The sequence below is a fragment of the Mucilaginibacter sp. P4_E8 genome (assembly GCF_056401495.1).
Genome location: NZ_JBFUJG010000172.1, coordinates 1 through 9085, shown reverse-complemented (window position 1 = coordinate 9085; position 9085 = coordinate 1). Strand labels below are relative to the sequence as shown.

General features: G+C 38.8%; 9 protein-coding genes. 5 read left to right on the top strand and 4 right to left on the bottom strand.

The genetic code is table 11. The features are described from left to right. A partial coding sequence (locus tag AC1DRQ_RS27565; RefSeq protein WP_477428730.1) for a hypothetical protein occupies window positions 1–505 on the bottom strand: 505 nt, incomplete at its 3' end. 149 nt (window positions 506–654) lie between these two features. Here AC1DRQ_RS27565 and AC1DRQ_RS27560 point away from each other — a divergent pair. From AC1DRQ_RS27560 to AC1DRQ_RS27550, 3 genes are all read left to right on the top strand, one after another. Next, window positions 655–1155, top strand: a complete 501-nt coding sequence (locus AC1DRQ_RS27560) for a DUF4231 domain-containing protein (RefSeq protein WP_477428728.1) — start codon at window positions 655–657, stop codon at window positions 1153–1155. Window positions 1156–1379: 224 nt separating this feature from the next. Beyond that, complete coding sequence (locus tag AC1DRQ_RS27555) at window positions 1380–1739, top strand: response regulator (RefSeq protein WP_477428726.1); 360 nt, start codon at window positions 1380–1382, stop codon at window positions 1737–1739. A gap of 171 nt (window positions 1740–1910) precedes the next feature. Then, window positions 1911–2657, top strand: coding sequence for an EcsC family protein (locus AC1DRQ_RS27550; RefSeq protein ID WP_477428724.1), 747 nt, complete (start codon window positions 1911–1913; stop codon window positions 2655–2657). Between the two features lie 55 nt (window positions 2658–2712). Here the strand turns inward: AC1DRQ_RS27550 and AC1DRQ_RS27545 are convergent, their stop codons facing one another. Both AC1DRQ_RS27545 and AC1DRQ_RS27540 read right to left on the bottom strand, forming a co-directional pair. Then, window positions 2713–3600, bottom strand: coding sequence for a dienelactone hydrolase family protein (locus tag AC1DRQ_RS27545; protein ID WP_477428722.1), 888 nt, complete (start codon window positions 3598–3600; stop codon window positions 2713–2715). Window positions 3601–3727: 127 nt separating this feature from the next. Beyond that, window positions 3728–5329: a serine hydrolase domain-containing protein gene (locus AC1DRQ_RS27540; RefSeq protein ID WP_477428720.1), complete on the bottom strand. Its 1602-nt coding sequence runs from the start codon at window positions 5327–5329 to the stop codon at window positions 3728–3730. A 329-nt stretch (window positions 5330–5658) separates the two neighbouring features. Between AC1DRQ_RS27540 and AC1DRQ_RS27535 the strand changes: the two genes are divergently transcribed. Together AC1DRQ_RS27535 and AC1DRQ_RS27530 are read left to right on the top strand one after the other, a co-directional pair. Further along, window positions 5659–6042: a TraR/DksA family transcriptional regulator gene (locus AC1DRQ_RS27535; protein ID WP_429397344.1), complete on the top strand. Its 384-nt coding sequence runs from the start codon at window positions 5659–5661 to the stop codon at window positions 6040–6042. 446 nt (window positions 6043–6488) lie between these two features. Beyond that, the gene (locus AC1DRQ_RS27530; protein WP_477428717.1) at window positions 6489–6836 is read left to right on the top strand and encodes a helix-turn-helix domain-containing protein; all 348 of its coding nucleotides are present in this window, start codon (window positions 6489–6491) and stop codon (window positions 6834–6836) included. Between the two features lie 58 nt (window positions 6837–6894). On the opposite strand, the gene AC1DRQ_RS27525 is transcribed toward AC1DRQ_RS27530, so the two are convergent. Beyond that, a partial coding sequence (locus AC1DRQ_RS27525) for a TonB-dependent receptor domain-containing protein (protein ID WP_477428715.1) occupies window positions 6895–9085 on the bottom strand: 2191 nt, incomplete at its 5' end.

Below are 9085 nucleotides of genomic sequence, written 5' to 3'. Positions count from 1 at the left end.
AGGATTTACCAGGCATGCCTATCTCCGGCAAAATGTCATCCAACTGGTTTTTAAACTGATACTTCAAATTATCAATGCTGGTATATACTGTTTTGAAGTGACCCAGTTCACTTATTTTTTTCCTAAAAGCCAATAATGTATTAAATTCCTCTGTAATTGATCCCGAATTAAGAGGCGCGTCTTTAAAATATGTCCATATTCTGGGTCTGCCCGTATCCTTAAAAATCTGGTAAGCTGTGTCAAATTCTTCGGCAGTGTATTTTCCTACTTTTGTAAAAAAGAGGCAAAGCACAATGTCACATTCCCTGATGGCTTTATTATACTCGTTTTGAAGCCTGGTATCAGAAATAGCATCAAGGAAGTATTCCCATTGCAGTATTTCAAGGTAAATACCCTGTTTGTGAAGCCTGTCATTTTCTCTGCTTATAAAAATACGAAACTCATCTCTGTCAGCCTTCAATTCTGACGAAGAAGCAAGAAAGATCTTTATAGTTTTAAGAGACATTATAGCTTTTTAATAATAGATTAATTTAACTTTTAATATTCATTAAAACCAAAAAAATATCAGGCCTGCTCTTTTAACCTATGCTTCTTTTAATTCTTTATTATAACGAAGCCTTTTCATTATCTTTAAATAACCAAATCTCCACTCAAATGGACAAAACCACATTTGATAAATACCTTGATGATCGTTATAATAAACAATTGGATTATTATAGGCAGGCTTCGGCAAAAAATCAAAAAAGGTATAAGCTGTTTCAATGGATATTAATTATTCTATCGGCATTAACACCGGTAGTGGCAGCTTTAAATGGAATAAAATCCGGTGCTATTAATATTTCTCCATTGATTAACGTAAACCTCCTGGTTGTAATAATTTCCAGTATCGTAGCAATTTTAACAACCGGCTTAAAAACGTTTAACTATCAGGAATTGTGGGTCAAATATCGTTCAACATATGAAAAGCTAAAACCCGAAATTTATTATTACAACTTCAATATTGGACCTTATGCTGCAACCGGTGTGGACAAAGAATCAGTTTTTGTTACAAGGGTAGAAGCAATTCTGGATACTGAACATTCGCAATGGCCCCCTGTAAAAAGCTTACAAAATACTCAGGATCAAACAGGCAATCCTGACAGTTCAAAAAAATAGGCTGGGAAGAATTTAGGGATGGTATTTTTATCTTTGAAACAGCTAACGTAATTGCTTGAATGTTAAGCACTCGGTTCATCATATCTACGCAATTCATATCAATAAATACATCGTTATACAACGTTCGGTTGTAAGTGTTTATGATTAACTTTATCTAATCAACCAAAACGAACATAATTCTCTAAGTTTCATCCTTTTTTGGAGCTTATCTAAATTTTAGGGAGATGGAAACAATTATAATCCAGGACACCGACGCGGCTGTTCTTGAAATCTTAGCTACAGCCTTGGAGCTTGAAAACTTCCAGGTATTTTCCGTATTGACCTGTGATAGCAATTTCCTGGAATTAATCGATGAATTACGGCCGCATGTAGTCATGCTGGATTTCCGGTTGGATGGTACGGTCTGTATCGACATTTGCCGGAAGATCAAAGCGAGGTACCCGCATCTTCCTGTCATTGCGCTGAGCTGCAACAGCAACATTCATGATGTTTATGATCGGTATGGCTTTGACGACTATATCCCTAAACCTTTTGACCTGGATAATCTCTATGCCATCTTGCGCAAGCATATTCCAAGCCAATAGGGAAGGTACTATTTCCAATGTAATTTAAACTATGGGTGAGTGGTAAAAATGTCCTGGATTCTGCGTCCACTTAAAAGTATCTAAACAACCATCTAACAAGGAGGCTGTTTTGTTGTTGGTAGTAACATTATCGCTTAATAACAATCTACCATTTAAAGTAATGCTAACTGTATGACCGCCTACGAAAAAAAAGCTTATTTACTGTTAAATGACTGGAAGCAAAAGATGCAAAAGAAACCGTCTCTTACTAACCGGATAGCGAAGGGTATACAGAACAAGATCAATAATATTATACCAGAAAAGGTTCACAAAGTAATAACAGTAACTATCGAAAAAATGGTTAAGGCAGTACTTTTCGGAGCTAAATACACAACTACCGACAAACTTGCTACCAATGCTTCCTTTCAATTAAGGGAGAGTTATATAAAACGGCAAATAAACTTTTATCAGAAAACTGCTACGATAGAAGGGGCTATTACGGGCACAGGAGGCATATTAATGGGATTTGCTGAATTCCCTGTACTTATTGGTATTAAAATGAAATTGCTTTTTAATATTGCAGCTCTATATGGTTTCAATGTAAAGGATTATAAAGAAAGGTTATATATACTTTACATTTTCCAGCTTACCTACTCCAGCCAGCAACGGCGAAACGAGATCTACGGTTTATTACAAAACTGGGAAAGTTATAGCATTCTTTTACCTGCGGATGCCGATGAGTTTGACTGGCGCACTTTTCAGCAGGAATATCGTGACTATATAGACCTCGCAAAAATGGCCCAGTTAATACCTGTGATTGGAGCTGCTGTAGGTGCTATTGCCAACTACCACCTCATAGCACAATTAGGCGAAACCGCTATGAACTGCTATAGAATGCGCATGCTTGACCCTCGAAAAATAGAAAATAAGGACATCTAAAGCCGAAAGATCTGAGGCTTTTTTCATATTTATACTTTGTGTGCGGTATGACGTACTATGTCAAATGCTCAGTGAAAAAATCAATAGTGCGTTTCCATGCAAGTTCTGCAGCGGTTTTGTCATAACGGGGCGTTGTATCGTTATGGAAGCCGTGGTTTACGTTTTCGTAAATAAACGCCTGGTATTTTTTACCATTCGCTTTTAAAGCGGCTTCGTAGGGCGGCCAGCCTTCCGTAATCCGGGTATCCAGCGATGCATAGTGCAACATCAGGGGTGCTTTAATTTTAGGCACGTCAGCAATAGCAGGCTGACTTCCATAAAAAGGGACAGCTGCGGCCAGTTCAGGTATGCGAACGGCCATCATATTGGCTATACCGCCGCCAAAACAAAAACCTACAACACCCACTTTACCGTTACAGTCTTTGTGATTTTTAAGGTAATCATATGCCGCTATAAAATCCTCTTCCATTTCGCCTTTGTCCCTTTTACTTTGCAAGGTGCGCCCCGCATCATCATTACCCGGGTAGCCGCCCAGGGGCGTTAAGGCATCGGGCGCAAGCGAAATAAATCCTGCCAGTGCGGCTCTTCGTGCCACATCTTCAATATAGGGGTTTAACCCCCTGTTTTCATGAACCACTATGATGCCCCCAAGTTTCTTTTGAGCATCTATAGGTTTTGATAGTAATCCCTTGATAGTTCCGCCACCTTTTGGTGAGGGATAATTGATATATTCTGATTTTAAGCGGGGATCATCAGCCTTGATCTGCACGTTCCCTTTATAATCGGGCATCAGGAAACTCATTAGTGCAGGTACAGTTAAACCGCCAACTGCATAAAGAGATAGCTTTTCTACAAATAAACGGCGGCTAAGCCGGTCGTGTGCATAATCATCATACAGGTCAAACACTTCCTGCTTAATGTCTTCTTTGTTGATTTGGTTCATAGTTAAAGGCTTTATTCAAATGTAATGATTCCCGGCAACGGCTTCCTATCCAAACTGTAACAGTCTATATATGTGTAAAGTTTTTGTTTTTTACCCTGAGTGATCTGTTATATTAGTAGTGTATCTTTTATTTAATTAATTCCCCGTGTAACGCTACCTTATTTCTTCCATAATTGAAACTATACTCCACATCTGCGTTTAATTGCTGATCGTTAAAATGGCAGGTAATCGTTTCTGTATGCGGGCTTTCTATATAACGTAGTTTTAATTGCAATGTATGACCGTCATTCCATCCATAACTGCCCTCAACTTTATAAGGTAGCAATAGAGAAAAGTCTTCCCTGGCTGCGGAAACTAAACCCGGTCCCTGCATATCCGTTTTGCCTGGTAGCCATTTGCCTGTTTCAAAATTAAGCGTATAGCTTGCCGAATCTTTTTTTATAGTGACATGGCAAACATTATTAGTCATGTTAAAGCTTATCGAGTTAATATGTAAATCATTTGGTTGAATGGAAAAGGTTTTGTTGAATGTGTTATTTGTATGGTTGCCGGTATTGGCTACCGGAGGTAAGCTTAAAGCGGCTAAATGTTTTTTGAGCTGATCATTTTTAGCTTTATCAGCAGGCAAAGCCTGCGGGCGCATAGATGGCAGCAAATACTTCCAAACCAGGTTAAGCGCTCCCTGCATATCGCTTGTTTCCGAAGTGATCGCGATTACGGCATCCTGATCAGGCATCACAACAATATACTGGCCGAAAGCACCATCGGCCCGGAATGCGTTATTACGACAGCGCCAGAATTGATAGCAATACCCCTGCATCCAGTCGCTTGAGTCTCTTTTACTTTGGGCTACGCCGGGCGCCTGGTCAATTTTAAAAGTAGTAGCTTCTTCAATCCATTCTTTTGGTAATACCTGTTTTCCGTTCCAAACACCTTTTTGCAGGTAAAGTTGCCCCAGTTTAGCCATATCCTCCGTTTTTACACGCAGTCCCCAGCCACCTGTATTGATACCCTGCTTATTAATTTCCCAGTCGATACCCTTTATTCCCAATGGATCAAAGAGGCGCGGTTTAAGATAATCAACTTCTTTTTGCCCCGTTACTTTTTGTACGATGGCCGATAGCATAAACGTAGCCAGGGAGTTGTACAAAAATTGACTACCTGGTTTGTATGCTATAGGTAATGCCAGGAAGGATTTAACCCAATCGTCTTCTCTTGATGCAATTGCAAAAGTAGGGTCGGTGGCTTGTCCAACAGTCATGGTTAAAAGATCCTTTATCGTAAGCGCGGCAAGGTAGGGCTTTATGGTATCCGGCAAACTACCATGAAAAAAGGAGATCACCTTATCATTTACTGACAGCCGCTTTTCGCTAACTGCAAAGCCAATGGCTGTGGAGGTAAAGCTTTTGCTGCAACTATACAAACTATGCCTTAGCGTTGGCTGATAGGGGTTCCACCAGCCCTGGGCAATCACTTTGCCATGGCGCAAAAACATAAAACTATGAAACTCGTGTTTGCTTTGTGCAGCCGCATGCAGAAAACTATCGATCCCGGCTGAGGAAACGCCTTCCGCTTCAGGTATACCGATAGGGAAGGAGCTTGTTTTTTGGGCATAAAGTGTATGATTAAAAAACAAAAAGCATAAACTTGCTGCAAACAGTTGTTTTTTAAAGAATTTAGACCATGGCCTTTTTGTAATTTGTACGAGTGATACGTGATTGGCAGGCATATACCTATAATTTTAAGGATTTATAATTAAAGTGAAAATAAGCTTTTTTATCATAACCTGTTCATGATCATAACTGCAGACCACGGATAATTTATTGTTTGTTTTTCCGATGGTCTTAGTCCTTCGCTATCCTCATTTAAACTTTCATACAGCATTCGCTGGCGCAAAATGTATAAATAAGAGGTATAAGGTGTATAAACTTTTTATGCTGGTACAAATAATGCAGAAGATCAAAACTATTATATTATATTGATGTTCTACGTCAGCCAGCACTAAGCATATCTGGAAAATAGATAGTCAGCGGCTGGTGATAGATAACTTAAAGTATTATGAATCAGGAAACGGAAAAAACAAGATATAATGAAATTGAGCTGCAGGAGTTCAAAGCGTTGATCATGGAAAAAATTAAAGCAGCAAGGGAAGAGTTAATGGACTTGTCGTCATCGATCAGTTCTTCTAATTCCAACGGCACAGATGATACGGCAGGTTCGTCAAAGACACTGGAAGACGGATCAGCAACGTTGGAAAAAGAATCTCTTAATCAACTCGCATCCCGTCAGAAAAAATTTATTGACCAGTTGGAAGCGGCGCTCATTCGAATTGAAAATAAAACTTATGGCATTTGCCGCGAAACCGGTAAATTAATACCGAAAGAACGCTTACGGGCCGTGCCGCATACCACCTTGAGCATGGCTGCAAAAATGAGGCAATAGAACATGCCTAACTGCAATATCGCTAAATCATGACCATAGGACATGGAATGAAAATTCAAGGTTATTGTAATTCGGATATTATGCTTGTTACCTACTTTCCAGTTCGTAACGGGTAGCTATGTATTTATCTGGCGCCGTTTTAATGTGAGTTAATAAAGTGTCGGTATAAATAATTTAACAAGATTGAAAATTCAAAATGTGAAACTAATTGCCCAAATTGTGTTTTAAATTTCTCATTAGTCGAGGTGTTTTGATAATTTAATCTATGCGTACTTGTCTGTACGATTTAAATAATTAGTTTTTTTGAGTACTATCTGGAATTTTTTCGGTTGATAAAATGCATATTATCAATTGTTTAAACATAAGATGGCGCTTCAAATTCTTTCGCCTTATAATTGGCGGGAAATTTGCAAAATGATTATCTCACTGTTTATCAATTACCTGCTATGGAAACGCATTACGGTCAAATCGTCGAATTTCGTGTAAGAAGAAATGGGCACAATATTAGCGAATTAGCAAGGTTGTTAAATATCAACCGCAGATCGCTTTATAACTGGTTTAGCCAGCAATATTTAAAAAAGGAATATATCGCCCGGATAGGAGAGGCCATTAATCACAATTTTTCAGAAGATTTCCCTGAATATTTTAGGAAAGAAGATTTTGAGAAACCACAAAATTTATCCGCTTTCAATAATAACGTTTTTGATAAAGACTGGAAAGACAGGTATATCAATCTATTAGAGGTTTATAATGGAATTTTATCTATGCAATTAACTAAAGACAGATCTAACTGAAGAGGTCTTTTTAAATTATTACCCCCTAAGGAAGTATGAGGTGTTTGAGTATGTGCTTTTACAGCTGGTAACTTAAGCCTAACTGGTAATATGCCGAAAAGTTCTGTTTTAAAATAGTGATCTTGCTGGTTTGCAGCTGGCCGGGCAATTGGTTTCCTGAACCATTGGGGTTAGGAACTAAAATATCATCAATAATACCATTATTAAAAAGATTAGCCGCACTTAACCTGAGTTTGAATTTATTGATTAGTTTTTTTTCTGCCGATAAATTAACCGTTATATTCTGTCGTTGCCAATAATCAAGGTTATACCATGGCGAAACAAGGTCGATACGTTTACCAGTATAAATAACAGACAAGTTTGCAAGCCAATTACCCGGTACGTTTTTATAAAGCAAATTAATATTAGCCAAATGTTTTGACTGCCCTTCCAAAGGCCCCTGTTCGGCTTTGGTAACGGTAACCAGGTTGCTGGCAGGGTTATCCGGATTGGCCCTGGTTAACAATTTTTTCATACGGGTGATGTTAGATGAGGTATAGGTATAACTACCTGTAATAACAAAATTTAACCAGCTGTAACTGTAAGAAAGTTCTGCACCATAATTTACAGCAGTACCGGTGTTTTTTAGCTGTTCGGTTAACTGCCCGGCGGGTGTGTAGTTTAATCCGTTTTGAGGTATAGGGTAAAGCTCGTCATCCCCGTTAAGTAGTGTTTTCTCGTAAGCGTCAACGATGTGCTTATAAAATACCGAAGCTTTTAATTGCGTGCTTTTTGTTTGATACCAGGTATAATTTAAATCAAAATTGTCTGCCTGGGTTCGTTTTAAAAAAGGGTTTCCGGCAACAAGATAGTCCTCATAAGCTATGGTGGCAAAAGTAATATCATACAAAGCCGGGCGCGAAATACCTTTAAAGTAACTGGCTTTAAGCTGTTGTTTATCATTAAGCACGTACTTCCAATGTAAATCGGGCAACCAGTCTTTATAGCTAATATTTACAATTTTGCCATAGCTTACATTGGGATCAAGTGTAGAAATAAAGTTTTGATCGGTTTGCTCCAACCTGAGCCCCCCTGAAAACTCCGACCGGCCACTTTGCAGGTCTGCCATGATGTAAAAGGCATTGATATCTTCTTTCGCTGTGTAATTATTAGGATTATTTACATTGCCAAGCGGATTTTGAGGCCCGTTATCATTTACCCAAACCGCGTTATTAATATCGGTAAAAGGTTCGTTGATGGTTGGTGTAAATGTATAGGAGTTATAAAAATTATCTCTTTTTTTGCGCCGGATGAGGCCACCACCGCTCAGTGTAAGCTTTTGGTTCAAAAATTCAGGTTTATAGTGCAGGTCAAGATAAATGTCCAGGTCTTTTTCTTTATTGCTCAACCAGATCCGGTTAAGTGGCGCTAATAATAAAGGCGACTGTACTATTGTATTATCAGGAGCTAACAACCTGCCTGTATTTGCAGTTAATTCCGACCAATCCGGGTACCGGCCGCTGGCTATCGAAAACTGACCTGCCCAATCAATACTTAAATCATGATAGCTATGATTACCCTTAAGGTTAATATTATTGATCTGTTGTTCATGAACGCGTGAGCGGTCGCTAACATAAATTCGTCCGGTACCAACCCCCGATCTTCCTAATATCAGGCTGGTATCAACTGTACTGCGGGTTTCTATATCTTTTTGGTCAAGATAAAAATGGCTTAACGTAAATTTGTTTATGCTATCGGGCCTAAAAACAAACTGTTCGCTGGTGCTTACCGCAATTTTGTTATTATAATAACTATGCTTATAAAAATCAGAAAAGGCAGGAACGTTATTTAAATTAGGCTGTGTGTTCAAAGGGATAAAAAAACCGTCAGATCCGGTTTTAATATTCTTATAATCAGCGGCGGCAATAAAACCTAATTTATTGTTAAAAAACTTACGGCCAATCAATAAGTTAAAATTAACATCGGGCAATGGCCGGCTATTTTGAAAGGAAAGATTATCCTTTGAAAAATCGGCCCCGGTTGCGTAATGGGATGGCCCAAAACGTTCATAAGGTGAATGATTTTGAACTACGTCACTATTAAATGTACGGTACTGCTTATCAAAATAATGCCCGCTATAGCCGGTATTTAAATTTACCTGCACCAACGGATCATCAGGTGGCTGGCGCATCACCATGTTTACCACACCGCCAATGGCATCACCCTCCATATCGGCGGTTAATGATTTATAAACCTGTACACTCTGCAAT

What these genes read in the sequence shown, in the direction of transcription:
- AC1DRQ_RS27545 (WP_477428722.1), bottom strand. Translation starts at nt 3,600, where the DNA reads ATGAACCAAATCAACAAAGAAGACATTAAGCAGGAAGTGTTTGACCTG.
- AC1DRQ_RS27535 (WP_429397344.1), top strand. Translation starts at nt 5,659, where the DNA reads ATGAATCAGGAAACGGAAAAAACAAGATATAATGAAATTGAGCTGCAG.
- AC1DRQ_RS27530 (WP_477428717.1), top strand. Translation starts at nt 6,489, where the DNA reads ATGGAAACGCATTACGGTCAAATCGTCGAATTTCGTGTAAGAAGAAAT.
- AC1DRQ_RS27560 (WP_477428728.1), top strand. Translation starts at nt 655, where the DNA reads ATGGACAAAACCACATTTGATAAATACCTTGATGATCGTTATAATAAA.
- AC1DRQ_RS27555 (WP_477428726.1), top strand. Translation starts at nt 1,380, where the DNA reads ATGGAAACAATTATAATCCAGGACACCGACGCGGCTGTTCTTGAAATC.
- AC1DRQ_RS27550 (WP_477428724.1), top strand. Translation starts at nt 1,911, where the DNA reads ATGACCGCCTACGAAAAAAAAGCTTATTTACTGTTAAATGACTGGAAG.
- AC1DRQ_RS27540 (WP_477428720.1), bottom strand. Translation starts at nt 5,329, where the DNA reads ATGCCTGCCAATCACGTATCACTCGTACAAATTACAAAAAGGCCATGG.